A 23,927-nucleotide genomic window follows, 5' to 3' on the forward strand; every position below is an offset into this window, starting at 1 on the left:
CGCTGAACAGGAGAGTCCCATGCTGCGCTACGCCACCCATGGCCCGGCGGTCGTTTCGGTTGAGTTCGAAGACGGCACCCGCGCCCGTTTCCACGCCATCTGGCTGCGCGACAATGCGCTGGACCCGCAGACGCGCGACCCCGGCAACGGCCAGCGCCTGATCACGATCGGCGACATTCCGGCAGAGATCGCGTTTCAAGCGGCCGAGGTGGCGGGCGGTGACCTGCAGGTGACCTTCGCCCCCGAAGACAAGACCGTCAGCTTCCCCGCAAACTGGCTGGCCGCGCATGTCTATGATCGGGACCAGACCCGCCCGATGGGCTGGCTGTCGCCCGGCATCACCACTTGGGACGGCGGGTTCGCGGCCCCGGCCGGCGACTGGACGCAGGTGCATGAAATCCCCGCCGCCAAGCGCGACTGGCTGGCGGCGGTCGCCGAATACGGCTTTGCCAAGCTGACCAACGGCCCGACGGAACCCGGTTCGCTGCTGAAGGTCGCCGATCTGTTCGGCTATGTGCGCGAGACCAACTATGGCCCCTATTTCGAGGTTCGGACCGAGGTGAACCCGACCAACCTGGCCTATACCGGCCTTGGCCTGCAGGCGCATACCGACAATCCCTATCGCGACCCGGTCCCCACGTTGCAGATCCTCTATTGCCTGGAAAACAGCGCCGAAGGCGGGGAGTCGATCGTGGTCGACGGCTTTCGCGCGGCCCAGCGCCTGCGCGCCGAAAACCCCGAAGGCTTTGCCCTGCTGGCCGGCTATCCCGCGCGGTTCGAATACCGCGGTTCGGACGGGGTCTGCCTGCGCGCGCGCCGCCCGATGATCGAGCTGTCGCCCGATGGCGAATTGATCGGCATCCGCTTCAACAACCGGTCCTCGGCCCCGTTCGTGGATGTGCCCTTCGACCGGATGGAGGCCTATTACGCCGCCTACCGCCGTTTGGGCGAGATCATCGACGACCCAGCCATGGGCGTGGCGTTCAAGCTGGAACCGGGCGAGAGCTTCATCGTCGACAACACCCGCGTCCTGCATGCGCGTCTGGGATATTCGGGTGCCGGGTCGCGCTGGCTGCAGGGATGCTATGCCGACAAGGACGGGCTGCTGTCGACCCTCGCCGCTATGCGGATGGCGCAACCAGAGGCGGCGGAATGAAACCCGATTTCCAGACCCTGACCCGCGACAACATCGTGGCCTTCATCGCCGATATCTTCGACCGGCGCGGAGGCGAGGAATACCTGGGCGAGCCGGTCACCATGGCCCAGCACATGCTGCAGGGCGCCACCATCGCCGAGCAGAACGGCATGCCCGAAGAGATCATCGTGGGCGCTCTGCTGCACGATATCGGACATTTCACCTCGGAATTCGGCACCTACCACCCCGACGACACCGAGGACCGCCACCACGAGGATGCCGGCGCCGAGATGCTGGAGCGGTTCTTTCCGTCGGTCATCACAGATTGCTGCCGCTATCACGTCGCGGCCAAGCGATATCTGTGTGCAACCAAGCCCGAGTATTTCAACCGCCTGTCGGCGGCCTCGGTCCATACGCTGGAATTGCAGGGCGGCCCGATGAGCGCCGAGGAAGTCGCCGCATTCGAGGCCAACCCGAACCTGACGGAAATCATCCAGGTCCGGTATCTGGACGAGGCCGGCAAACGGCCCGACATGGACACCCCTGGCTTCGACCATTTCGCGCCGATGGTTCAGCGCATGGTCGACCGGCATCTGGGCGAGGGTTAAAGCCCCAGCACATCCACCATGTCATATTGGCCGGGGGCCTTGCCCTGCCCCCAAAGCGCCGCCTTCAGCGCGCCTCGGGCAAAGATCGCCCGGTCGGTCGCCACGTGGCGCAGCACGATCCGTTCGCCCGCCGCGGCGAACAGCACGTCGTGTTCGCCGACGATGTCGCCACCGCGGATGGCGTGAAAGCCGATATGGCCCCGCTGCCGGGCGCCGGTGATCCCGTCGCGGCCCCGGTCGGCGACATCGGCAAGGTCTACGCCCCGCCCCTCGGCCGCGGCCTCGCCCAGCATCAGAGCCGTCCCCGAAGGCGCATCGACCTTGTGATGGTGATGGGCTTCGATCACCTCGATGTCGAAATCCTCGTCCAGCGCGGCGGCGACCTTTTTGGTCAGCTGCACCAGCAGGTTCACGCCCAGGCTCATGTTGCCCGCCCGCACGATCACCGCATGGCGCGCGGCAGGTTCCAGCGCAGCGATCTGTTCATCGCTCATGCCGGTTGTGCCGATCACATGCACGCAGCGCGCCTGCGCCGCCAGCGCGGCGAACTCCAGCGTCGCCTCGGGCGCGGTGAAGTCGATCACCGCCTGGGCTTGCGCAAAGGCCTCGAGCGGATCGTCGGTGACGGTCACGCCCAGCGGCTGGCCGCCCATCGCGGTGCCAACGTCCTGACCGATCCAGTCATGGCCAGCGCGCTCGACCGCGCCGACCAGCCGCGCCTGATCGCTGTCGGTGATGGTCTTGATCAGCATCTGCCCCATCCGGCCCGAAGCCCCGGTCACGACGATTCCCGGAATATGCGTCATTGCGCTGGTCCTTCTTCTGAAATTCGGCTCAAAGCCTCCTACCCGGTTCGGGGCCGCTTGGCAAAGCCCCGCTTTGCGCTTAGATCGGGGACATGGCTAAGAACAAATTCCACGACGGCCCCGGCCCCTCGCAACGGCAACTTCGCGTCGGCGAACTGATCCGCCGCACCCTGTCCGAGGTGCTGGCGCGCGGCGACGTACACGACCCTGACCTGAACCGCCTGTCGATCACCGTGGGCGAAGTGCGCACCTCGCCCGACCTCAAGATCGCCACCGCCTATGTGCTGCCGCTGGGCGGCAAGGGGCAGGACACCGTGATCGAGCTGCTGGCCCGCAACAAGGGCGAGCTGCGCCGCATGGTCGGCAAGAAGGTCGGCCTGAAATTCGCCCCCGACCTGCGCTTCCGGCTGGACGACACGTTCGACCGCATGGACGACACCCGCCGGATGTTCGAACAGGACGCCGTGCGCCGGGACCTGGACGAGTGATCCGCAGGACCGCCGCTGTGATCGCATTGCTCTGGGCCGGACAGGCCGCGGCTGTGACGTGCGAGCGCGTGGCCCACGAAGACCGTCGCTATACCGTGTGCGAGGTCGATGCCACTACCGAGGACCTGCGCCTGTTTCTGTATGACGACTCGGGCCAGGTGCTGGGCCATTTCTCGTCGGTAAACGAGGAACTGGCCGATGCTGGCCAGCGCCTGAGCTTTGCGATGAACGCCGGAATGTATCACGAGGACCGCTCGCCCGTGGGCCACTATGTCCAAGACGGGCAGGAACTCATGCGCGTGATTCCCAACGCCGGCCCCGGCAATTTCGGCCTGCTGCCCAACGGGGTGTTCTGCATCCGCGACGGCCGCGCCGAGGTGTTCGAGACGCTGGACTATCTTTATCGCAAACCCGATTGCCGCTTTGCCACCCAATCCGGCCCGATGCTGGTGATCGACGGCGAATTGCATCCACGGTTTCTCGAGGAGTCGACCTCGCGCTATGTGCGCAACGGGGTGGGCACCAGCGCCGATGGCAGCCGTGCTGTGTTCGTGATCTCTGAGGACTATGTCACCTTCCATGAATTCGGTCGTCTGTTCCGCGACGTGCTGAACACGCCCAACGCGCTGTTTTTCGACGGCAACATCTCGCGTATGTATGACCGGGCGGCGAACCGGTCGGACGTGGGCTTCTCGCTGGGACCGATCGTCGGCGTGGTCGAGGACATCCCGGCAAATTGACAGCGTCGGACCGATCCGCTAGGTCGCGCGCCTTAACAGACGACAAGGTGCATCATGGGACGCAAACGCAAGGGTCGTGACATTTCCGGTTGGCTGGTGGTCGACAAGCCCGCGGGCATGACCTCGACCGCCGTGGTCAACAAAGTTCGCTGGGCGCTGGACGCCAGGAAGGCGGGCCACGCCGGTACGCTCGACCCCGAGGCCACCGGCGTTCTGGCCGTGGCCCTGGGCGAGGCCACCAAGACCGTTCCCTACATCACCGATGCGCTCAAGGCCTATACCTTTACCGTGCGGCTGGGTCAGGCCACCAATACCGACGATGCCGAGGGCGAAGTGATCGCAGAAAGTGACCTGCGCCCCACCGATGACGAGATCAAGCAGGCCCTGTTGCCCCTCGTGGGCGAGATCATGCAGGTGCCGCCCAAGTTCTCGGCGGTCAAGATCGACGGCCAGCGCGCCTACAAGCTGGCCCGCGACGGCGAGGATGTCGAACTGACCGCCCGCCCACTATGGATCGAGGAACTGGTGCTGGTCGACCGCCCCGATCCCGATCATGTCGTGCTGGAAATGACCTGCGGCAAGGGTGGCTATGTCCGCTCGATCGCCCGTGATCTGGGGGCGGCGCTGGGCTGCCATGGCCATGTCAAGGCGCTGCGCCGGATCTGGTCCGGCCCGTTCGACGTCGAAGACGGCCTGAGCATCGAGCAAATCGACGAGATGGCGAAAACCCCGGCGCTGGATGACTACCTGCGCCCGCTGGAGGAAGGTCTGACCGACCTTCCCGAGTTGAAATGCACCCCCGAAGGCGCCACCCGCCTGCGCAACGGCAACCCCGGCATGGTTCTGGCCAGCGACGTGGAATACGGCGACGAGGCCTGGGCCTCGTTCGACGGCAAGGCCGTGGCGGTAGGGATCTACAAATCCGGTGAGTTGCACCCCAGCCGGGTGTTCGCCGGTTAGGTCCCGTGCTAAGCGAAGGCGCATGATCACCCGGTCCCACACCAAGGGCGATGCGCCCTCAACAGCTGTCTATTCCGACTGCGAACGCTATCGCTACAGCCTGACCCGCATCTGGGATCCGGCCGGGCGGCGGGCGCTGTTCGTGATGCTGAACCCCTCGACCGCGACCGAGGTGCAGAACGACCCGACCGTCGAGCGTTGCGAGCGGCGCGCGCGGGCCTTGGGTTTCGGGGCGTTCCAGGTGACCAACATCTTTGCCTGGCGCGACACCGACCCGCGCAAGATGCGCGCAGCGGCCGATCCGGTGGGACCCGAAAACGACGCTGCCATCCTGGCCGGCGTGGACTGGGCCGATCAGGTGATCGCCGCCTGGGGCACCCATGGCGCGCATCTGGATCGCGGCCCGGCGGTCGAGCGCTTGCTGCGCGGCACCGGCCAGCCGCTGTTCCACCTGGGCCTGACCAAGGACGGCCACCCCAAGCACCCGTTGTACATCGCCTATTCGCAGCAACCGCAGTCTTGGGGCCGGTGACCAACGGTTAACCACAGAGGAAGGTAGCCTTTGACCAACGCCCTGATCGGGTGGGATATTTCACACTCGGAGCAATTTCCGCTCGGAGGGTTTCATGTTCCTGTTTGGCCTGCTTGGACTGGCCGCCATCGGCGGCGCCGCCTATGCCATGAGCGATGTCCTCTCGCCCTCGGAAGAGGACGAGACAGACACCGACGTGATCGATGACGAAGAGATCGACGACCTGTCCCAAGGCAACCTGCTCGAGATCGACGACGTGCCCAGCGAGGGCAACCTTGTCGAACCCGTCACGGCAACCGCGACTGACGAAATTGCGTCCGAGGACAGCGCGACGAATGCGGAGGAGACACCCTCTGCCGGCACCGTACTGTCCGACCATGACGGCAACCTGGTCATTGCCGGGACCGAAGGCGACGATGTTCTGGCCGGCGGTACAGGAAATGATCAGATCAACGGATACGGCGGCGACGATACCGTGGAAGGCGGCGACGGGGATGACGTTCTGTTCGGCGATCAGGGCGCAGACAGGCTGACCGGCGGCGCGGGCGACGACACCCTGCACGGGCAGGATGACGACGACACTCTGGATGGCGGCACCGGCGACGACAGGCTGTTTGGCCATTACGGCGACGACAGGCTGACCGGCGGTTCCGGCGCGGACAAGCTTTATGGCGGGCAGGGTGACGACGGCTTGGTCGGTGATGCGGGTGAGGATTCGCTGCAGGGCGGCGATGGCGATGACCACCTGTCCGGCGGCGCGGGCGAGGATGCCCTGTTCGGCGGCGACGGGGACGACACGCTGGACGGGTCCGATGGCGAAGACACCCCGGACACCGATTTTCTGAACGGGGGGGCCGGAGACGACACCATCCTGGCCGGCCCGGGCGACATCGCCACCGGCGGCGCGGGCAGCGACACGTTCATCTTCGACGGCGCCCCGGACGGGCCGGAAGTGACCGTCATGGATTTTGCCCACGGGCAGGACAAACTGCTGGTGTCCTGGGACCAGCCCGAGGCGCCCGAGATCTCGATCGAACAGGATGCCGACAACCCGGACATGACGCAGGTGCTGGTCAACGGGCAGTTGGTGGCACAGCTGCTCGACGCCGAGGGGCTGACGCTGGACGATATCGAGTTGGTTTCGACCTTGACGAACTCCCAATCCACCGCCACCGGCTGACGGACCAGAATCCCTTTGCCATTTGCGCCAAATGCGCCTATACGCGCCCATCCGCATCGGAATCGGTGCGGTTTTCTCCATGGGCCTGTGCTGGACGACATCCCGGCCTGCGCCATCAACTCTAACCTGTAAAGGAGACCCCGATGTCGATCACTGCCGAAGAAAAAGCACGCGTCATGAAAGAATTCGCAACCAAGGACGGCGACACCGGTTCGCCGGAAGTCCAGGTTGCCATCCTGACCTCGCGCATCAACACCCTGACCGAGCACTTCAAGACCCACAAGAAAGACAACCACGGCCGCCGTGGTCTGCTGAAGATGGTCGCCCAGCGCCGCAAGCTGCTGGACTACCTGAAGGGCAAGAACGAAGCCCGGTATCAGGACCTGATCAAAAAGCTGGGCATCCGCCGCTAAGCGCGGAACACACCGCTTTCAAGTTCGAGACGCCCGCCATTTGGCGGGCGTTTTATTGTCAGAGGAGCACGGTGTTCAGTCCAGCGTATTCTTGTAGACCACACCGTCTTTCATGATCAGGTCGAAGTTTTCCTGTGGGTCGGCAACCAGATCGATGTCTTCTAGCGGGTTGCCATCCACAAGGATCAAATCGGCATAAGCGCCTTCTGTAATCTGGCCCAGCGGTCCTTGCTGATAAGGGTGCCGGGGGCCGGACAATTCCAGCAGTTCGGCATTGGTCGAAGTGGCCATCTGCAAAACCTCGTAAGGAGAGTACCACCGCTGCAGCTTGGCAAGAAACGCCCCCTGCCGCTCGGCCAATTTCGGGTCGAACAGGATGTCGGTCCCGAAGGCGGTTTTGACCCCCACTTCCTTTGCGGTCTTGTAGGTGAAATCGGTGCCGTTGGTCACGTCGATCCACTTCTGTTGGCTGACGGGGTCATCAAAGGAAAACCCGTCTTCGTCATCCAGCAGCGGTTGCACGGACAGCCACACGTCATTGTCACGCATCATTTCCATGGTCTCACGGCTCATGAGGAAGCCATGCTCGATGGATTTCACACCGGCCTCGATCGCGATGCGCGCAGCATCGTCGGTGAAAAGATGAGAGGCAACATAGGTGTTGTAGGTGTCGGCCACTTCGACAAAGGCTTCGATTTCATCCTTTGTGTATTGGCGAACGTCCAGCGGGTCGTATGTGGACGACACACCGCCGCCGCCCGAAATCTTTAGCTGCGTGGCCCCCATACGCATGACTTCTCGAGCCCGCTTGGTGACTTCCGGGACGCCGTCTGCCTGCATCATCAGGCCAACACTGTACCAATACCACAAAGCATCGCCTTCGTTTGTCGGCACCGCCTGATAAGGGCGGTAATCAAAATGCCCGCCCGTCTGCGTGATCGGCGGACCGGACGGCAGGATTCGCGGACCGGGGATTTCGCCGGCGTCGATCATCTTCTTGATGGCGAAGGAATTGCCGCCAACATCACGGACGCTCGTGAAGCCCCGCATCAGAGTGCCTTCGGACCCCAATGCGCCACGGATCGCCACACCCAAAATATCATCGGTCACAACCGAGCTTTGCGGGCTGCAACAATAGAGGGTGTGCCAGTGCACATCGATCAGACCCGGGATCAGGGTGCGCCCACCACCGTCGATCACATTTGCTCCTTCGGCCGAGATCGGGTCTGTTGACACAGCCGCAATCAGGTTACCCTCGATCAGAACATTCGCGTTTTCGATGCGCCCGTCGTTGACGCCATCAAATACATGCACATTGGTGATCAGGGTCTGAGCCGGGTCTTGCTGCGCGGAAACCGAGGTGGCGGCAACCATGGCCACCAAAAGATGAATACGCATAAAGTATCTCCTGTCAAACACCGGCATCTTAGCAAATAATCCGATTTGTACATGCGGAATTTCACTCGAGAAGTTGAAGCCTAACTGAGAAATCGTCAAAACAACCTGAGGGCGCATAGAATGATTGCTCTGATCCTCAATGCCTACCGTCTGCTCAAGGCGATCGTCCGATCCTGGGATGATCCGCATTTTCGGGGTGGGTTGCTGCTGTGTGTGCTTATTCTTCTGTCCGGCACGCTGTTCTACAGCAGTGTCGAGGGCTGGCATTGGGTGGACGCGCTGTATTTCAGCGCGACCACTCTGTCGACGGTCGGGTTCGGCGATCTGTCCCCGGCGACCAAGATCGGCAAGATCTTCACCGTGATCTACATTTTCGTAGGGGTCGGCGTGTTCATCGCAATGTTCATTCAATTTGCGAAGGCTTTGTTGCGGCAATGACGCCAGCAACTCCAACCGCAGGGCAATTCGCCCGACTTCCCGGGGCGACCGGACGCGCACAGAAATGACTGCTTACCGTAAGGCTTCGTGTTTTTCGCAAGAGTCCAAGTCCGGGCGGGTTCCGGCGGAAATCCTATCGTTTCATTTTTTGCGGCGAACGAATTCTACCTCGTGACCAATCGACCGGTTGCGCAATAATGCAGTTTCGGTGCGATTTTCGCCGGCCCTCGACCAGCAGGATCAGTCCGAGGCCCCGCCGGTCTTGCGCCGGGCAGCGGCGCGCAGCCGTTCGGCGGCATCCTCGGTCGACGGCGCCGTCTGTGCCAACGGCTCGGCGTCCATCACATCAAGACGGAACGTAGCGCGCATCGGCATCAACCCGTCCACGACGACCATCTGCTGATCGGACGGGTCGATGACAAGCCGACCTGTCAGGCGAACCGGCTCGTGATTGAAGGTGGGCGCCCAGTCATCGGATAGCCGAACGCGGACCATCTGGTTCGGCGGCGGCGGCGGCATGTGGCTGCACATGCCGCGTTCGGGCACCAGATAAGCCACGGCGCGCCCGTCGGCATCCGGTGGCGCGGGGATCGCAAAGCCCGCCAAGGTCACGGTCTGACCGTCAAGCACGGGATTGCCCTGCGTGGCAGCGCGACGGCGGCGCTCAGTGACGACCGCGCGCTGATCCAACAACCAGTCCACATCGATCCCGTCGGCGGCTAGGGCGTCTTCGGTTTCATCCAGCAATTCCTGCCAGTTCTGGCGGTCCTCGGACGTGCCGCGATCCTGTTGCAGACGCCCGCGCAGGCGCACGGCAAACAGCACATCGTCGAACTGTTCGGGGCTGAGGTCGCGATAGGGGTCCTCGAACTGCTGCACCGCGGGGTCGCGCAGGTCGGACCAGTTCAGCGGCGCGGGTCCGGCCAAGGTCGCCTGAGCCGCCATCAGCAAGGCTGCCAACGGGGCCAACACTCGTCCGACTCGCATACCTGTCCCTCCGCTTGGGTCGATCCGACGACAACGGAACGCCTCCTTCCGCTACCCTAGCGCCGCGACCCCGGTGCGTCCATAGCCCCACTTGCCCGTGCGGGCCGGGGCCGTTCGGTTTCTCTTTCAATCCGGCGGATTCTATTGTATGCGCGCAGCATCTGAGACGTTGTGCCCTGACCCCGGCACTCGAAACAAGGATGAATGGGGTCGGCGGCAATGGGGCCGCCACGCAAACGGGAGACCCGGGATGGGCCTGGGAGAGCTCCCTTCTAGGATACGCAAATGTTTGATGTAACGAAGAAATCAATTCAGTGGGGCGAAGAGACGCTGACACTGGAAACCGGCAAGGTTGCCCGTCAGGCCGACGGCAGCGTGATTGCCACCCTGGGCGAAACCAGTGTCATGGCCAACGTGACCTTCGCCAAGGAACAGAAGCCCGGTCAGGACTTTTTCCCGCTGACCGTGCACTATCAGGAAAAATACTATGCTGCCGGCAAGGTGCCGGGTGGCTTCTTCAAGCGCGAGGCGCGTCCGACCGAGAAAGAGACGCTGACCGCGCGCCTGATCGACCGTCCGATCCGCCCGCTGTTCGTTGACGGGTTTAAGAACGAAGTTCTGGTGATGTGCACCGTCCTGAGCCACGATCTGGTCAACGACCCCGACATCGTGGCGATGATCGCCGCCTCGGCCGCTCTGACCATCTCAGGCGCACCGTTCATGGGTCCGATCGCCGGCTGCCGCGTGGGCTACACCAACGGCGAATACGTCCTGAACCCGACCGTTGACGACATGCAGGACCTGCGCCTGAACCCCGAGCAGCGCCTGGACCTGGTTGTTGCCGGCACCAAGGACGCTGTGATGATGGTGGAATCGGAAGCCTACGAGCTGTCCGAAGCCGAGATGCTGGGCGCAGTGACTTTCGCGCATCAGCAGATCCAGCCGGTGATCGACCTGATCATCAGCCTGGCCGAAGAAGCCGCGAAAGAGCCGTTCGAATTCACCCCGCCGGACTATTCCGCGCTGTACGACGCCGTGAAGGCCGCCGGTGAAGAGCAGATGCGCGCCGCATTCGCGATCACCGACAAACAGGAGCGCACCGCAGCCGTGGCCGCCGCGCGCGAGGCCATCAAGGCCGCCCTGACCGAAGAGCAGCTGGAAGACCCGAATCTCGGCTCGGCGATGAAAAAGCTCGAAGCCGGCATCCTGCGCGGCGACGTGGTGAAGGGCGGCAAGCGGATCGACGGTCGTTCGACCACCGATGTGCGCCCGATCGTGGCCGAAACCGGCCTGCTGCCGCGCACCCACGGTTCGGCCCTGTTCACCCGTGGCGAAACTCAGGCGCTGGCCGTGACCACGCTGGGCACTGGTGACGATGAACAGTTCATCGACGCGCTGCACGGCAACTTCAAATCGAACTTCCTGCTGCACTACAACTTCCCGCCCTACTCGGTCGGTGAAGTGGGTCGCGTTGGCCCTCCGGGCCGCCGCGAAGTGGGCCACGGCAAGCTGGCCTGGCGCGCGCTGCAGGCGGTTCTGCCGGCGCCGACCGACTTCCCCTACACCATCCGCGTTGTGTCCGAGATCACCGAGTCGAATGGCTCGTCCTCGATGGCATCGGTCTGCGGCGGCTCGCTGTCGATGATGGATGCGGGCGTTCCGCTCAAGGCGCCGGTGGCCGGTGTGGCCATGGGCCTGATCCTGGAAGAAGACGGCTCTTACGCCGTTCTGACCGACATCCTGGGTGACGAAGACCACCTGGGCGACATGGACTTCAAGGTGGCGGGCACCGAAAACGGCATCACCTCGCTGCAGATGGACATCAAGGTCGCGGGCATCACGCCCGAGATCATGGAGAAGGCCCTGGCCCAGGCCAAGGACGGCCGCCTGCACATTCTGGGCGAGATGGGCAAGGCGCTGAGCGAGACCGCCGAGTTCTCGGTCCACGCCCCGCGCATCGAAACCATGCAGATCCCGACCGACAAGATCCGCGAAGTGATCGGTTCGGGCGGTAAGGTGATCCGCGAGATCGTGGAAACCAGCGGCGCCAAGGTCGACATCAACGACGACGGCATCATCAAGATCGCCTCGCCGAACGCCGAAGCCATCCAGAAGGCTTATGACATGATCCATTCGATCGTGGCCGAGCCGGAAGAGGGCAAGATCTATACCGGCAAGGTCGTGAAGATCGTCGATTTCGGCGCCTTCGTGAACTTCTTTGGCAAGCGCGACGGTCTGGTCCACGTGTCGCAGATCGAGAACCGCCGCCTGAACCATCCTTCGGACGTTCTGAAGGAAGGTCAGGAAGTGAAGGTCAAGCTGCTGGGCTTTGACGATCGCGGCAAGGTGCGCCTGTCGATGAAATGCGTCGATCAGGAAACCGGCGAAGAGATCGTGCCCGAGAAGAAGGAAAAGAAAGAGGAAAGCGCGGAATAATCCGCCCTGCCCCTTGCTTGATCCAAGACCCCGGTTCCGGCCGGGGTCTTTTTTGTTTGACCGGGGCCTTTCCCGGGCCGCGCCCCTGTTTTATGCACGGTACCATGCGATCCTTCGTCATACACATGTCGTCCAGCACCGCGCGCCGCCCGAATGCCGAGAAACTCTGCGCCGAGCTGCCCAATGCCGAACTGATCGAAGCGGTCGACGGGCGGGATCCAGCGCAGATTGCCGGGGTTACACTGCACCCGGGAAACCTGCATCGCCCGCGCTACCCCTTCGGCCTGCGCCCGGCCGAAATCGGCGTGTTCGAAAGCCACCGACGAATCTGGCGCAAGATGGTCGATGAGGGGATCGATCTGGCCATCACCGCCGAGGATGACCTGCGTATCGATCCCGACCGGATGTCAGCGGCGCTGGAACTGCTACGCCCGATCGCAACGCCTGACCACTATATCCGTATCCCGGTCAAGCAGCGCGAAACCGCCGCCCAAACCTTGGCCGAGCGCCACGGTTTGCGCCTGATCCTGCCCAAGGTCATCGGCCTGCAATGCTGCTGTCAGGTGGTGGGGCGGAATGCCGCCGAACGCCTACTCGCCGCCACCGACCAGATTGACCGCCCGGTGGACACGTTTCTGCAAATGCACTGGATCACGGGCCAGCCCGTCCATGCTCTGTTGGGCAGCGGCAACCGGGAGGTGGCCGGCGAAATCGGCGGCTCGACGATCCAGGCGAAACCGCCTCTGACCGACAAACTGACCCGCGAATTCAAGCGCGCCGCCTACCGAGCACAACTGCATCTGCATCCGCAGCGCGCGCCTGCTTCATCTGGCTGAAAATATCCTCGGGGGAATCGCGCCCCTTGGGGCGCGATGGGGGCAGACAGCCCCCGACCCGGTCGCCGTCAGGCCGGCGCCTTGGTCTTGCGCAGATAGGGGAAGATCGTCTCGAACTCGCCGAACTTCTCCTTCGCGTCTTCGTCCGAAACCGAAGGCGGAATGATCACGTCTTCGCCCGGCACCCAGTTGGCCGGGGTGGCCACACCCTTGGCGCTCATCTGCAACCCGTCCAGCGCGCGCAGGATCTCGGCAAAATTCCGGCCCACGGTCATCGGATAGGTCATCGACAGTTTCAGCTGCTTGTCCGGCCCGATGATAAAGACCGAGCGCACCGTTGCACTGTCTGCTGGGGTGCGGCCGTCGGGCAGATATGCCTCGGCCGGCAGCATGTCGAAGGCCTTGGACACTGCCAGTCCGTCATCGGCTATGATCGGAAAGCCGGGGTTGGCCTTGCCATAGGCCTCGATGTCCTTTTTCCACTTCTTGTGGTCCTCAACACCATCGACTGATACGCCGATCACCTTGGTGTTGCGCTTGGCCCATTCATCGTTCAATTGCGCGACGGCCGAGAACTCGGTGGTGCAGACCGGAGTGAAGTCCTTGGGGTGCGAGAACAGGATCGCCCAGCTGTCGCCGATCCAGTCGTGGAACTGGATGGTGCCCTGGTCCGTTTCAGCGGTGAAATTGGGGACGGTATCGTTGATGCGCAAACCCATGATGCATCTCCTTTCCTGTGAAAACCCGAGTCGGTTGGTGCAAACCTAATCACTTTGCCCACAGGTTAAACCATTGATGTGGCACAGCGGCAAAAAACGTGCGATCAATAATTTGATCAAATTCCCAGAATTGCCTTGCCCCAAGGGGGCCGCAATGACAGAGTGCCCGAGAAAACCGACCGCGCGGTCGAATGAATGCGGATCAAGAGGACACGCCATGATCGAGAAACGCGACTTTTACATCAACGGCCAGTGGGTCGCCCCCAGCCAGCCCAATGATTTCCATGTGATCGACCCCTCGACCGAGGAGCCCTGCACGGTGATCTCGCTGGGCGGTCAGGCCGATACCGATGCGGCCGTGGCGGCGGCCAAGGCGGCGCTGCCGGGCTGGATGGCCACGCCAGTGGCCGAACGGATCGCGCTGGTGGAAAAGCTGATCGAGATCTACCCCACCCGCGCCGAAGACCTCGCGCAGGCGATGTCGATGGAAATGGGCGCGCCGATCGACATGTCGCGCACCCAGCAGGTGGGCGCCGGGATCTGGCATTTGAAGAATTTCATTCGGGCGGCCAGGAACTTCCAGTTCGAACGCCCCTTGGGCGATCATGCCCCCAATGACCGGATCATCTATGAGGCGGTCGGCGTGGCCGCGCTGATCACCCCGTGGAACTGGCCGATGAACCAGATCACGCTCAAGGTCGGCGCGGCGGCCATCGCGGGCTGCACCATGGTTCTGAAACCCTCCGAGCAAAGCCCGCTGAACGCGATGATATTTGCCGAGATGATGCACGAGGCGGGCTTCCCGCCGGGCGTGTTCAACCTTGTGAACGGGGACGGGGCCGGCGTGGGCACTCAGCTTTCGGGCCACCCCGACGTGGACATGGTCAGCTTCACCGGCTCGACCCGCGCGGGCACGGCGATTTCCAAGAATGCCGCCGACACGCTGAAAAAAGTGCATCTGGAACTGGGCGGCAAGGGCGCCAACGTCATCTTTGCCGATGCCGATGACAAGGCGGTCAAGCGCGGCGTGCTACACATGATGAACAACACCGGCCAGAGCTGCAACGCGCCCAGCCGGATGCTGGTGCAGCGCCCGATTTATGATAAGGCGGTGGAAACCGCGGCCGAGGTGGCCAACAAGGTCACCGTGGGCCCGGCGATGCAGGAAGGCCGCCATATCGGCCCCGTCGTGAACGAGCTGCAATGGACCAAGATCCAGGCCCTGATCCAGAAAGGCATCGACGAGGGTGCGCGCTTGGTCGCCGGCGGTCCCGGTCGGCCCGAAGGGTTCAACAAAGGCTACTTCGTGCGCCCCACCGTGTTTGCCGACGCCAACAACCAGATGACCATCGCGCGCGAGGAGATCTTTGGCCCGGTCCTGACCATGATCCCCTTCGACACCGAGGAAGAGGCCATCGAGATCGCCAATGACACGCCCTATGGCCTGACCAACTATGTCCAAACGCAGGACGGCGCCCGCGCCAACCGCATGGCGCGCAAACTGCGCTCGGGCATGGTCGAGATGAACGGCCAGTCGCGCGCCGCCGGTTCGCCATTTGGCGGCATGAAGCAGTCGGGCAACGGACGCGAAGGCGGGGTCTGGGGTCTGGAGGACTTCCTCGAGGTCAAGGCCGTCAGCGGCTGGACTCCGGAATAAACCCGGCACAGGAACGCACAAAATGCGGGGCAAGGCGCGGACAGGCACCTTGCCCCGTTTTCGTCATGCCGGGCGCACCACCAGTTGTGGTTCGCCGTTAGACGTGTGGCGGGTCGACCGACCGTCCCAGCCGATCTGACCACTGACGCGCTGCCTGAATGAGGAGAAGCTGTCAAAGGTCACCACGTCGACCGGAGTGTCGAGCTGCAGCGTGATCCGCCGCTGCGCGCCGTCGCCCAGCATCGTCAGGCCGCGGATTTCCCCGGTGAAGGGCTGGCCCAGATAGGTGCCCCGCACGCGGTCTCCGACCTTCAGGTGCAGCCGGTTTCCGGCCAACGCGTGCAACGTGTTCCAGTCGCGCGCGCCGTGCTGATGGGCGATCATCTCAAGCGATTGCGCATGGCTCAGGGCCACGCCTGCGCCACGCAGTTTCTCGCGCAGGCGTTTGGCCTGCATTTTCAGCTCGCCCACCGGGGCGATGTTTCGGATCTGTGTCATGTCTTGCCTCGTTTCCAAAAACGGGCGCGAGTATTGGACGGGGCTCGCCTTGCCATCCGCGCGCCGGGAAAGGGCAACAGATGTGGTTTGAACCGGGTTTCACCAAAGCCAAACGGCCGCAAGCGGCAGGAGACCCGAACCTGTGCGCCTTGTGGCAGGCGCGGAACCCCAAGTCAATCAGGCATCGGCCTGCGCCGCCTCATAGGCCAGCATGGCGCGTTTGACGGGCAACCCCCAGTGATAGCCGCCCAGACCCCCCGATTTGCGCAGCGCGCGGTGGCAGGGGATCAGCCAACTGACCGGGTTGCGGCCCACCGCCGTGCCCACCGCCCGCACCGCCTGCGGCGCACCCACGGCCTGCGCGATCTGGGAATAGGTCGTCACCTGGCCCGAGGGGATCTGCATCAGCGCCTCCCACACCTTGATCTGCAAGGGTGAGCCGATCAGGTACAGCGGCGTCGGCTCCAGGCGGTCGCTGGCCGCGCCGAAGGCCGACAGGACCCATGGGCGCAGGCGCATCGGATCCTCGACATAGTCGGCCATCGGCCAGCGCGACAGCATGTCCTGCATCGCGGCCTCTTCGCCGGTCTCGGCCGCAAAGGCCATGCCGCAGATGCCCTTGGCCGTGCCCATCACCAGCGCCGGGCCAAAGGGGCTTTCGAACCAGCCCCAATAGATGGTCAGCCCCGCGCCCTTGCGGGCGTATTCGCCGGGGCTCATCGCCTCCCATTTCAGGAACAGGTCGTGTAGGCGGCCACTGCCGGACAGGCCGACACTGTGCGCGGTCTCCAGCGTGGTGAACCGCTCGCGCAGCAGCGCCTTGGCATGGCCCAGCGTCAGATATTGTTGGTAGCGTTTCGGCGACACGCCTGTCCAGCGCGAGAACAGGCGCTGGAAATGCGCAGGACTCATGTCCATCTGGCGGGCCAGTTCTTCCAGCGACAGGGACTCGCCGCCCCGGTCGATCAGCTCGATCGCTCGCCGCATCACGTTGTAGTGGTACCCGGATTCGGATGTTTGGACGTTCATGGCATTCACCTTGCTGTGGCTTGCACCATCCTAGCCGGGCCGGGCCCGACGGGGCGACCCGAAACTTGCGCATTGCCAGTGCAGCGGGCTTTGGGCTTGTCACCCGGCACCGCGGGCGGCATTAAGGCCCGGATGGCAAAGCAGCTTGATTATCACACGATCCGCGAGATCTTTACCCGGTTCCAACAGGCCGACCCCGAACCCAAGGGCGAGCTTGAGCATTTGAACGCCTATACCCTCGTCGTCGCCGTGGCGCTATCGGCGCAGGCGACCGATGCGGGCGTCAACAAGGCCACCCGCGCGCTGTTCAAGATCGCCGATACCCCGCAGAAGATGCTCGACCTCGGCGAAGAGGGGCTGATCGAGCACATCAAGACCATCGGCCTGTTCCGGCAGAAGGCCAAGAACGTCATCAAGATGTCGCGCATCCTGGTCGAACAGTACGGCGGCGAGGTGCCCAACTCGCGCGCGGCGCTGCAGTCGCTGCCGGGCGTTGGGCGCAAGACCGCCAACGTGGTTCTGAACATGTGGTGGCGGCACCCGGCGCAGGCGGTGGACACCCATATCTTTCGCGTCGGCAACCGCACCGGCATCTGCCCCGGCAAGGACGTGGACGCCGTGGAACGCGCCATCGAAGACAACATTCCGGTCGATTTCCAGCTGCACGCCCATCACTGGCTGATCTTGCACGGCCGCTATCACTGCAAGGCGCGCAAACCGATGTGCGCCACCTGCATCATCCGCGACCTGTGCCAATTCGAGGACAAGAATCTATGAAAACCTACCAGCTTGTCGGCATCGGCAATGCCGTCGTCGATGTCATCAGCACCTGCAGCGACGATTTCCTCGAGATGATGGATATCGAGAAGGGCATCATGCAGCTGATCGAGCGCGAACGGGCCGAGCTGCTTTATGCCTCGATGGAGAACCGGGTGCAGACGCCGGGCGGCTCGGTTGCCAACACCATCGCGGGCGCGGGCGCGTTGGGGCTGGACGCGGCCTTCATCGGGCGGGTGCATGACGACCGGCTGGGCCATTTCTATGCCGACGCGATGAACGAGGACGGGGTGGATTTCGTCAACCCGCCGGTTCAGGATGGCGAGCTGCCGACCTCGCGGTCAATGATCTTCGTCTCGCCCGATGGCGAGCGGTCGATGAACACCTATCTGGGGATTTCCTCGGAGCTGAGTTCCGCCGACGTGCCGCGCGAGGTGGCGGGCAACGCGCAGATCATGTTCCTCGAAGGGTATCTGTTCGACAAGGACAAGGGCAAAACCGCGTTCCTCGAGGCCGCGCGCGACTGCCGCGAGGGCGGCGGCAAGACCGGCATCGCCATTTCCGACCCGTTCTGCGTGGAACGCCATCGCGCCGATTTCCTGTCGCTGATCGAGAACGAGCTGGATTTCGTGATCGGCAACGAGGCCGAGATCAAGTCACTGTTCGAGACCGACGATCTGGAAGAGGCACTGCGGCGCACGGCGGCGATCTGCCCGCTGGTGGTCTGCACCCGCTCGGGCGACGGGGTGACGGTGCTGAGCGGCGAGGGGCGCATCGACGTGCCGGTCGAGAAGATCGTGCCGGTGGACGCCACCGGCGCGGGCGACCAGTTCGCCGCCGGGTTCCTGTTCGGCATGGCGACGGGCCGCGACCTGGAAACCTGCGCCCGCATCGGCAATGTCTGCGCCCGTGAGGTGATCAGCCATATCGGCCCGCGGCCGGATACCAACGTGCTGGAGTTGTTGCGGGAAGAAGGGTTGGTTTGAGGTCAAACCTACCTTTTCGGTTCTTTCGCAATCACAGTGGTCAAGGTGCGTGTCGTTCGGCTTCGGGTGATTCCAATCGCACCAAGAACCAAAGCGCACGCTATGGCTTGGGGCGCCGTGATTGCTTCGCCAAAAGCAACAAATCCGACCACGAACATCGTGGGCAATTCTATGCTTCCGACGACCGCGGTTTGAGAGGCGCCGATCAACGGCGAGCAGATCGTGTAGATGAGCTGAGGCACAAGCGCCGTGACCAGGCCAATTCCGACGATCAAGATCCAGTCGGATTGCCCCTCCGGGAGCAACTGTTGCACATCGGCACTCAGCATCAGCGGAAAGAGCCCAAGAACCGATCCCAAGGAAACCGAGGCTATGCGCGCTAGCGGCGCGATGCGGGACAGCCTGTGGACCAAAACACAAATACCGAAACCGAAGCCGAACGGGGCCGCCAGTGCCACCAATAGAGTTGGTATGTGTTGTGGTGACACGGATGCGGGCGAACCAGCAATGATTGCAGCCAGAACGATAAGGCCAGAAGCGAGCAAGGCGCTCCGCGTGGGTGCATCAGAGAAAAGCGCCCAGGCGATGACCAATGTAAAAACCGGATAGGTCATGTAGAGCACGCCTACGGTTGACGCGGGCAAGGTCTCCAACGCCGTCACGTATCCAATCCACCCAAGTCCCATCACGGCTCCTGCCGAGAGGCCCCAACAAATCTCGCGCCAAGCTTTGCGGTGCATGACGAGAACGGGCAGCAGCAGAATTGCCGCGACGATGTAGCGGTAGAATGCGACGGCATAAGGCGCGACACCCTGCTGCGTCAGCCCTCTGCTGAAATAGGGCACCAGCCCAAAGCAGATCGACGCGAAAAGAACGCCTGCAACCGCAAGCGCAAAGGGAATAGCCGGTCCGGTTTGTGTCGAGGTCTTTGCCATGACCAAGGCCTAACACAGGTTCGCGAATTTCATAGCAGAGAACCATGGGCTGGGCACTTTGTGCGCAAGGCGGAACCCACTCGACCGGGGTCTAGTTCACCCCAAATACCCCCCAAACGCCTCCATCACCCGCTCGTAGACCGCGCGCTTGAATGGCACGATCTCGGCGATCAGGCGGTCGGGGTCCTGCCATTTCCAGCGGGTGAACTCGGGGTGCTCGGTCTGAATGTCGATCTGGTCGTCGGTCCCCAGAAACCGCATCAGGAACCATTTCTGCTGCTGCCCGCGAAAGCGGCCCTTCCAGATGTGGGGCACGATGTCGTGCGGCAGGTCGTAGGGCAGCCAGCCGTCGGTCTCGGCCACGATTTTCACGAGGTCGGGGGTGACGCCGATTTCCTCCTGCAACTCGCGCAGGGCCGCCGCGCGCGGGTCTTCGCCCTCGTCCACGCCGCCCTGGGGCATCTGCCAGGCGTCCTCGAACCGGTCGTTGCGCTGGCCGACGAAGATCTGGCCCTGGTCATTCATCAGCATCAGGCCGACGCAGGGGCGGTAGGGCAGCTTGGCGATCTGTTCGGGGGTCATGGGGGTCTCCGGGCTTGATGTCGCCCCATTCCTAATCGGTCGTTGCGTCAGTGCAAGGGTCTGACGCGGCGTTTGGCGTGACATGACCTGCGCGTAAAGCAATGGTGCGCGCAAGCAAGGGAGATTCTGATGACCGACTACCCACACCTGCTGGCCCCGCTGGATCTGGGCTTTACCACGTTGAAGAACCGGGTCCTGATGGGCTCGATGCATACCGGGTTGGAGGAAACCGGCGACTGGAACCGGGTGGCAGAGTTCTATGCTGCCCGCGCGCGCGGTGGCGTGGCGCTGATGGTGACGGGCGGCATCGGGCCGAACCTCGAAGGCTCGGTCCTGCCGGGGGCGGCGATGATGACCAGCGACAAGGACGTGGCGAACCATTCGATCGTCACCGACCGGGTGCACCAGGCGGGCGGCAAGATCGCCATGCAGATCCTGCATGCGGGCCGCTATGCCTATGGCCCGAAATGCGTGGCGCCCAGCCCGGTGAAGTCGCCGATCTCGCCCTTCCCGCCGACCGAGCTGGACGAGGACGGCATCGAGAAGCAGATCAGTGACATCGTGAGCGCCGCCGTGCTGGCCCAGAAGGCGGGCTATGACGGGGTCGAGATCATGGGGTCGGAGGGGTATTTCATCAACCAGTTCCTCGTGACCCACACCAACAAGCGCACCGACCGCTGGGGCGGGTCGTATGAGAACAGGATGCGCCTGCCACTGGAAATCGTGCGCCGCACCCGCGCGGCGGTGGGTACCGATTTCATCATCATCTACCGGCTGTCGATGATCGACCTTGTGCCGAATGGTTCGACTCATGAAGAAGTGGTGCAGCTAGCGCAAGCGGTCGAAAAGGCCGGGGCGACGATAATCAACACCGGCATCGGCTGGCACGAGGCGCGGATCCCGACCATCGCCACCAGCGTCCCGCGCGCGGCCTTTGCCTGGGTGACGAAGAAGCTGATGGGCAAGGTGGGGATTCCGGTCATCACCTCGAACCGGATCAACACGCCCGAAGTGGCCGAGCAGGTGCTGGCCGAGGGCTGCGCCGACATGGTCTCTCTGGCGCGGCCGATGCTGGCGGATGCGGATTTCGTGACCAAGGCGATGGCCGGAGAGTCAGCCAAGATCGCGCCCTGCATCGCCTGCAACCAGGCCTGTCTGGATCACACCTTCAGCGGAAAGCTGACCTCGTGCCTTGTGAACCCGCGCGCCTGCCACGAGACCGAACTGGTGATCGAAAAGGCCGCCACGCCCAAGCGCGTGGCCATCGTGGGTGCGGGTCCGGCGGGCTTGTCCACGGCGATGACCGCCGCCCAGCGCGGCCATGACGTGACCGTGTTCGACAAGGTCGACGAGATCGGCGGCCAGCTGAACATGGCCAAGCAGGTGCCTGGCAAGGAAGAGTTCTGGGGCTTGGTGGACTGGTATCGCACCATGCTGGACGATCTGAGCGTCAAGGTCGAACTGGGCCGCGAGGTTGGCGCCGACGATCTGGCCGGGTTCGACGAGGTGGTGATCGCCACCGGCGTCAACCCGCGCGACCCGCAGATCCCGGGCGAGGACCGCGACAATGTCGTGAACTATATCGACGTGCTGCGCGACAAGGCTCCGGTAGGAAAATCGGTGGCGGTGATCGGCGCGGGCGGCATCGGCTTTGACGTGTCGGAATACCTGCTGGAGGAGGGCCATTCGCCCACCACCGACCTGCCCCTGTGGATGAAGGAATGGGGCGTCGCCGACCCCGAACAACACCGCTCGGGCCTCGCGCCCGAAGGCCCTCAGCCCGAGGCACCCAAGCGGCAGGTCACGCTGCTGCAGCGCAAAAAACAGGCGCATGGCAAGGGGTTGGGCAAGACCACCGGCTGGATCCACCGCGCGACGCTGAAGATGAAGGACGTGAACTTCGTCGGCGGCGTGAACTATGAGCGCATCGATGATGAGGGGCTGCATGTCTCGTTCGGAGAAGAGCGCGCCGACCCGACCGTCATCAAGGCCGATACGATCGTTCTGTGCGCCGGACAGGTGCCCGAGCGGTCGCTGGCCGATGCGCTGATCGAACGCGGGATCACCCCGCATGTGATCGGCGGCGCGGATGTGGCCGCGGAACTGGACGCCAAGCGGGCGATCAACCAAGGCACCCGGCTGGCCGCTGCGCTCTGAGCGCGGCCGTCGGTCACTCCTCGACGGTGATCGTGATCACCTCGGACAAGACCGGCGGGGAATGCGGCACATGCCCGGCGTCGCCCAGAACCAGTTGCAGCGTATGCGGGCCGGGGGCTAGGTCCAGCGTTACCTCGGTCTGGCCGCCGCCGAAATGCATGTGATGCGCGTCTGACGGCAGGCCATTGGACAGTTCGTCGGCCCCGTCTTCGCCCTGCCCCAGCGGCGGGCGGTCGATCAGCAGGTGATGATGGCCGGTGTTCTCCTTTTCGGTCCCGGCCGGTGCGACCCCCATGCCGCTGAGACCGAAGACGATGGTCACCGGCGACGTCACCGCGTCGCCATCGGATGGATCCACGAAATAGACCTTGGCGTCGGGATTGGATGCGGTTGGCCCTCCGGCCTGCGCGACCGATGCCACAAGGCAGAATATACACGCGAATATGATCTTCATCATCATCTCCCTGGTCAAGGAATTGCCGATCCCAGCGTAACATGCGCAGGCAAATGCTCCAAAAACCGCCGAAACATCAGGGCGTCAAACGCCCAAGACACCACTGTTTCCGCGTTTCCGAAGCGCAAACGATCCAATTCGAAACCCTGATATTATCCCATGTCTGCCCCGTTTCCGCCCAGATTCAAGGCCATGGTCGGACAACGAACAGAAGACCTGGGGAACGAGAATGGACCGACTGACCGAAATGGAGGCCTTTGCCAATGTGGTGGACCAAGGTGGTTTCACCGATGCGGCCAAGAAGATGGGCATTTCCAAATCAGCCGTGTCAAAGCATGTGTCGAGCCTCGAAGCCCGGCTGGGCGCGCGGCTGCTGAACCGCACGACGCGCCGCGTTTCGCCGACCGAGATCGGGCTGGCCTACTACGACCGCGCCCGCCGTGTGTTGAACGACGCCGGAGAGGCCGACGCGCTGGTAACCTCTATGCAATCGGCGCCGTCGGGCCTGCTGCGGATTTCGGTTGCGACGGATTTCGGCGTGAATCACCTGTCGCCGGTCCTGTCTGAATTCCTGGCCGCCTATCCCGACATCACCGTGAACATGGTATTGAACAACCGCTATGTCGAGCTGATCTCGGAAGGGTTCGACGTGGCCGTCCGCATCGGCGAGCTGGAAGACAGCACCCTGCGCGCCCGCAAGCTGACGGAAACGGTCAAACGCATGGTGGCCGCCCCCAGCTATGTGGAACGCTTTGGGCTGCCCGCAAAGATCGACGATCTGAACGAACACAAGCTGCTGCATTACTCCAGCCAGTCCTCGGGCAATGTCTGGAAACTGACGGCGCCGTCGGGCGAAAAGCGGCAGGTGCGCACGGCCGGATGGCTGAGCGTGAATGACGGGCAGTCGCTGCTGAACGCGGCGATCTCGGGGTTGGGTATCGCCTATCTGCCCAGCTATCTGTATGCGGATGCGCTGAAATCGGGCAAGGTGGTGGACGCTATGCCGTCGCTGCCGGACGAGGTACAAGGCATCTATGCGGTGTACCCGCCGGGCCGGTTTACCCAGCCCAAGGTGCGCGCCTTCATTGATTTTCTTGTCGACTCCTTCGCTGAAAAGGGGCCGATGGACTGGTAATTCTCCCGGTGGCACCTGAACGGCCCGCGCGTCCTGCGTGG

The 23,927-nt window shown here is 63.4% G+C and carries 25 protein-coding genes; 16 read left to right on the forward strand and 9 right to left on the reverse strand.

Translation table 11 applies throughout. The features are described 5' to 3' along the window. Window positions 1–19 precede the first annotated feature (19 nt). Both tmpA and tmpB read left to right on the forward strand, forming a co-directional pair. A complete protein-coding gene (gene tmpA, locus AC2FNS_RS02995) occupies window positions 20–1,156 on the forward strand; it encodes a 2-trimethylaminoethylphosphonate dioxygenase (protein WP_496803770.1) in 1,137 nt (378 codons plus the stop codon). Further along, on the forward strand, window positions 1,153–1,743 hold the full coding sequence (tmpB, locus tag AC2FNS_RS03000; RefSeq protein ID WP_170342010.1) for a (R)-1-hydroxy-2-trimethylaminoethylphosphonate oxygenase: 591 nt from the start codon (window positions 1,153–1,155) through the stop codon (window positions 1,741–1,743). Before tmpA ends, tmpB begins: the two co-directional genes overlap by 4 nt. Here tmpB and dapB read toward each other — a convergent pair. Then, window positions 1,740–2,549, reverse strand: a complete 810-nt coding sequence (gene dapB, locus AC2FNS_RS03005) for a 4-hydroxy-tetrahydrodipicolinate reductase (RefSeq protein WP_496710830.1) — start codon at window positions 2,547–2,549, stop codon at window positions 1,740–1,742. The genes tmpB and dapB overlap by 4 nt on opposite strands. Before the next feature lie 92 nt (window positions 2,550–2,641). On the opposite strand from dapB, the gene rbfA reads away from it, so the two are divergent. The 6 genes from rbfA to rpsO all read left to right on the forward strand — a co-directional run bounded on the left by rbfA (window position 2,642) and on the right by rpsO (window position 6,862). Further along, window positions 2,642–3,037, forward strand: coding sequence for a 30S ribosome-binding factor RbfA (gene rbfA / locus AC2FNS_RS03010; RefSeq protein ID WP_496683311.1), 396 nt, complete (start codon window positions 2,642–2,644; stop codon window positions 3,035–3,037). 17 nt (window positions 3,038–3,054) lie between these two features. Further along, on the forward strand, window positions 3,055–3,777 hold the full coding sequence (locus tag AC2FNS_RS03015) for a phosphodiester glycosidase family protein (protein WP_496710831.1): 723 nt from the start codon (window positions 3,055–3,057) through the stop codon (window positions 3,775–3,777). 54 nt (window positions 3,778–3,831) lie between these two features. After that, entirely contained in the window at window positions 3,832–4,737 is a 906-nt protein-coding gene (truB, locus tag AC2FNS_RS03020) for a tRNA pseudouridine(55) synthase TruB (RefSeq protein WP_496710832.1), read from the forward strand. A gap of 22 nt (window positions 4,738–4,759) precedes the next feature. Continuing rightward, a complete protein-coding gene (locus tag AC2FNS_RS03025) occupies window positions 4,760–5,269 on the forward strand; it encodes a DUF1643 domain-containing protein (protein WP_496683303.1) in 510 nt (169 codons plus the stop codon). Window positions 5,270–5,363: 94 nt separating this feature from the next. Next, on the forward strand, window positions 5,364–6,449 hold the full coding sequence (locus AC2FNS_RS03030; RefSeq protein WP_496710833.1) for a calcium-binding protein: 1,086 nt from the start codon (window positions 5,364–5,366) through the stop codon (window positions 6,447–6,449). A gap of 143 nt (window positions 6,450–6,592) precedes the next feature. Beyond that, complete coding sequence (gene rpsO, locus AC2FNS_RS03035; RefSeq protein WP_490360262.1) at window positions 6,593–6,862, forward strand: 30S ribosomal protein S15; 270 nt, start codon at window positions 6,593–6,595, stop codon at window positions 6,860–6,862. Window positions 6,863–6,937: 75 nt separating this feature from the next. Here the strand turns inward: rpsO and AC2FNS_RS03040 are convergent, their stop codons facing one another. Then, window positions 6,938–8,377 carry a metal-dependent hydrolase family protein gene (locus tag AC2FNS_RS03040; protein WP_496710834.1) on the reverse strand — a complete coding sequence of 480 codons (1,440 nt, stop codon included), beginning with the start codon at window positions 8,375–8,377 and terminating at the stop codon, window positions 6,938–6,940. A gap of 3 nt (window positions 8,378–8,380) precedes the next feature. On the opposite strand from AC2FNS_RS03040, the gene AC2FNS_RS03045 reads away from it, so the two are divergent. Next, window positions 8,381–8,698: a potassium channel family protein gene (locus AC2FNS_RS03045; RefSeq protein ID WP_496683298.1), complete on the forward strand. Its 318-nt coding sequence runs from the start codon at window positions 8,381–8,383 to the stop codon at window positions 8,696–8,698. 240 nt (window positions 8,699–8,938) lie between these two features. On the opposite strand, the gene AC2FNS_RS03050 is transcribed toward AC2FNS_RS03045, so the two are convergent. Further along, entirely contained in the window at window positions 8,939–9,685 is a 747-nt protein-coding gene (locus tag AC2FNS_RS03050) for a DUF3299 domain-containing protein (RefSeq protein ID WP_496710835.1), read from the reverse strand. A 285-nt stretch (window positions 9,686–9,970) separates the two neighbouring features. On the opposite strand from AC2FNS_RS03050, the gene pnp reads away from it, so the two are divergent. Both pnp and AC2FNS_RS03060 read left to right on the forward strand, forming a co-directional pair. After that, window positions 9,971–12,121 carry a polyribonucleotide nucleotidyltransferase gene (gene pnp / locus AC2FNS_RS03055; RefSeq protein ID WP_496683292.1) on the forward strand — a complete coding sequence of 717 codons (2,151 nt, stop codon included), beginning with the start codon at window positions 9,971–9,973 and terminating at the stop codon, window positions 12,119–12,121. 104 nt (window positions 12,122–12,225) lie between these two features. Beyond that, window positions 12,226–12,957 (forward strand): glycosyltransferase family 25 protein, encoded by a 732-nt coding sequence (locus AC2FNS_RS03060; protein WP_496803771.1) that lies wholly within the window; start codon window positions 12,226–12,228, stop codon window positions 12,955–12,957. A gap of 68 nt (window positions 12,958–13,025) precedes the next feature. On the opposite strand, the gene AC2FNS_RS03065 is transcribed toward AC2FNS_RS03060, so the two are convergent. Further along, the gene (locus AC2FNS_RS03065) at window positions 13,026–13,676 is read right to left on the reverse strand and encodes a peroxiredoxin (RefSeq protein WP_496689381.1); all 651 of its coding nucleotides are present in this window, start codon (window positions 13,674–13,676) and stop codon (window positions 13,026–13,028) included. Window positions 13,677–13,893: 217 nt separating this feature from the next. Here AC2FNS_RS03065 and AC2FNS_RS03070 point away from each other — a divergent pair, with 217 nt between their 5' ends. Further along, complete coding sequence (locus tag AC2FNS_RS03070; RefSeq protein ID WP_496710837.1) at window positions 13,894–15,333, forward strand: aldehyde dehydrogenase family protein; 1,440 nt, start codon at window positions 13,894–13,896, stop codon at window positions 15,331–15,333. A gap of 63 nt (window positions 15,334–15,396) precedes the next feature. Here the strand turns inward: AC2FNS_RS03070 and AC2FNS_RS03075 are convergent, their stop codons facing one another. Together AC2FNS_RS03075 and AC2FNS_RS03080 are read right to left on the reverse strand one after the other, a co-directional pair. After that, on the reverse strand, window positions 15,397–15,831 hold the full coding sequence (locus AC2FNS_RS03075) for a glyoxalase superfamily protein (protein ID WP_496710838.1): 435 nt from the start codon (window positions 15,829–15,831) through the stop codon (window positions 15,397–15,399). A gap of 177 nt (window positions 15,832–16,008) precedes the next feature. Then, window positions 16,009–16,860, reverse strand: a complete 852-nt coding sequence (locus tag AC2FNS_RS03080; RefSeq protein ID WP_496689376.1) for a bifunctional helix-turn-helix domain-containing protein/methylated-DNA--[protein]-cysteine S-methyltransferase — start codon at window positions 16,858–16,860, stop codon at window positions 16,009–16,011. A gap of 132 nt (window positions 16,861–16,992) precedes the next feature. On the opposite strand from AC2FNS_RS03080, the gene nth reads away from it, so the two are divergent. Together nth and AC2FNS_RS03090 are read left to right on the forward strand one after the other, a co-directional pair. Beyond that, window positions 16,993–17,637, forward strand: a complete 645-nt coding sequence (nth, locus tag AC2FNS_RS03085; protein WP_496710839.1) for an endonuclease III — start codon at window positions 16,993–16,995, stop codon at window positions 17,635–17,637. Beyond that, a complete protein-coding gene (locus AC2FNS_RS03090; RefSeq protein WP_496710840.1) occupies window positions 17,634–18,623 on the forward strand; it encodes an adenosine kinase in 990 nt (329 codons plus the stop codon). The genes nth and AC2FNS_RS03090 overlap by 4 nt, the downstream gene beginning before the upstream one ends. 8 nt (window positions 18,624–18,631) lie before the next feature. On the opposite strand, the gene AC2FNS_RS03095 is transcribed toward AC2FNS_RS03090, so the two are convergent. Further along, window positions 18,632–19,558: a DMT family transporter gene (locus AC2FNS_RS03095; RefSeq protein WP_496710841.1), complete on the reverse strand. Its 927-nt coding sequence runs from the start codon at window positions 19,556–19,558 to the stop codon at window positions 18,632–18,634. Between the two features lie 96 nt (window positions 19,559–19,654). Beyond that, window positions 19,655–20,140: an RNA pyrophosphohydrolase gene (locus AC2FNS_RS03100; RefSeq protein ID WP_496710842.1), complete on the reverse strand. Its 486-nt coding sequence runs from the start codon at window positions 20,138–20,140 to the stop codon at window positions 19,655–19,657. Between the two features lie 129 nt (window positions 20,141–20,269). Between AC2FNS_RS03100 and AC2FNS_RS03105 the strand changes: the two genes are divergently transcribed. Beyond that, window positions 20,270–22,297 (forward strand): FAD-dependent oxidoreductase, encoded by a 2,028-nt coding sequence (locus AC2FNS_RS03105; RefSeq protein ID WP_496710843.1) that lies wholly within the window; start codon window positions 20,270–20,272, stop codon window positions 22,295–22,297. A gap of 13 nt (window positions 22,298–22,310) precedes the next feature. Here the strand turns inward: AC2FNS_RS03105 and AC2FNS_RS03110 are convergent, their stop codons facing one another. Continuing rightward, the gene (locus AC2FNS_RS03110) at window positions 22,311–22,754 is read right to left on the reverse strand and encodes a DUF4399 domain-containing protein (protein WP_496689422.1); all 444 of its coding nucleotides are present in this window, start codon (window positions 22,752–22,754) and stop codon (window positions 22,311–22,313) included. A gap of 226 nt (window positions 22,755–22,980) precedes the next feature. Between AC2FNS_RS03110 and AC2FNS_RS03115 the strand changes: the two genes are divergently transcribed. Then, window positions 22,981–23,886 (forward strand): LysR family transcriptional regulator, encoded by a 906-nt coding sequence (locus tag AC2FNS_RS03115; RefSeq protein ID WP_149774265.1) that lies wholly within the window; start codon window positions 22,981–22,983, stop codon window positions 23,884–23,886. Window positions 23,887–23,927: the final 41 nt, after the last annotated feature.

This window comes from Ruegeria sp. BHSA191 (assembly GCF_059613325.1).

Coding starts and splice junctions, on each gene's coding strand:
- AC2FNS_RS03110 (WP_496689422.1), bottom strand. CDS start 22,754: ATGATGAAGATCATATTCGCGTGTATATTCTGCCTTGTGGCATCGGTC.
- rbfA (WP_496683311.1), top strand. CDS start 2,642: ATGGCTAAGAACAAATTCCACGACGGCCCCGGCCCCTCGCAACGGCAA.
- AC2FNS_RS03115 (WP_149774265.1), top strand. CDS start 22,981: ATGGACCGACTGACCGAAATGGAGGCCTTTGCCAATGTGGTGGACCAA.
- tmpB (WP_170342010.1), top strand. CDS start 1,153: ATGAAACCCGATTTCCAGACCCTGACCCGCGACAACATCGTGGCCTTC.
- AC2FNS_RS03040 (WP_496710834.1), bottom strand. CDS start 8,377: ATGCGCCCTCAGGTTGTTTTGACGATTTCTCAGTTAGGCTTCAACTTC.
- AC2FNS_RS03095 (WP_496710841.1), bottom strand. CDS start 19,558: ATGGCAAAGACCTCGACACAAACCGGACCGGCTATTCCCTTTGCGCTT.
- nth (WP_496710839.1), top strand. CDS start 16,993: ATGGCAAAGCAGCTTGATTATCACACGATCCGCGAGATCTTTACCCGG.
- AC2FNS_RS03070 (WP_496710837.1), top strand. CDS start 13,894: ATGATCGAGAAACGCGACTTTTACATCAACGGCCAGTGGGTCGCCCCC.
- rpsO (WP_490360262.1), top strand. CDS start 6,593: ATGTCGATCACTGCCGAAGAAAAAGCACGCGTCATGAAAGAATTCGCA.
- tmpA (WP_496803770.1), top strand. CDS start 20: ATGCTGCGCTACGCCACCCATGGCCCGGCGGTCGTTTCGGTTGAGTTC.
- AC2FNS_RS03090 (WP_496710840.1), top strand. CDS start 17,634: ATGAAAACCTACCAGCTTGTCGGCATCGGCAATGCCGTCGTCGATGTC.
- AC2FNS_RS03025 (WP_496683303.1), top strand. CDS start 4,760: ATGATCACCCGGTCCCACACCAAGGGCGATGCGCCCTCAACAGCTGTC.
- AC2FNS_RS03075 (WP_496710838.1), bottom strand. CDS start 15,831: ATGACACAGATCCGAAACATCGCCCCGGTGGGCGAGCTGAAAATGCAG.
- AC2FNS_RS03100 (WP_496710842.1), bottom strand. CDS start 20,140: ATGACCCCCGAACAGATCGCCAAGCTGCCCTACCGCCCCTGCGTCGGC.
- pnp (WP_496683292.1), top strand. CDS start 9,971: ATGTTTGATGTAACGAAGAAATCAATTCAGTGGGGCGAAGAGACGCTG.
- AC2FNS_RS03065 (WP_496689381.1), bottom strand. CDS start 13,676: ATGGGTTTGCGCATCAACGATACCGTCCCCAATTTCACCGCTGAAACG.
- AC2FNS_RS03045 (WP_496683298.1), top strand. CDS start 8,381: ATGATTGCTCTGATCCTCAATGCCTACCGTCTGCTCAAGGCGATCGTC.
- AC2FNS_RS03030 (WP_496710833.1), top strand. CDS start 5,364: ATGTTCCTGTTTGGCCTGCTTGGACTGGCCGCCATCGGCGGCGCCGCC.
- AC2FNS_RS03060 (WP_496803771.1), top strand. CDS start 12,226: ATGCGATCCTTCGTCATACACATGTCGTCCAGCACCGCGCGCCGCCCG.
- truB (WP_496710832.1), top strand. CDS start 3,832: ATGGGACGCAAACGCAAGGGTCGTGACATTTCCGGTTGGCTGGTGGTC.
- dapB (WP_496710830.1), bottom strand. CDS start 2,549: ATGACGCATATTCCGGGAATCGTCGTGACCGGGGCTTCGGGCCGGATG.
- AC2FNS_RS03080 (WP_496689376.1), bottom strand. CDS start 16,860: ATGAACGTCCAAACATCCGAATCCGGGTACCACTACAACGTGATGCGG.
- AC2FNS_RS03105 (WP_496710843.1), top strand. CDS start 20,270: ATGACCGACTACCCACACCTGCTGGCCCCGCTGGATCTGGGCTTTACC.
- AC2FNS_RS03050 (WP_496710835.1), bottom strand. CDS start 9,685: ATGCGAGTCGGACGAGTGTTGGCCCCGTTGGCAGCCTTGCTGATGGCG.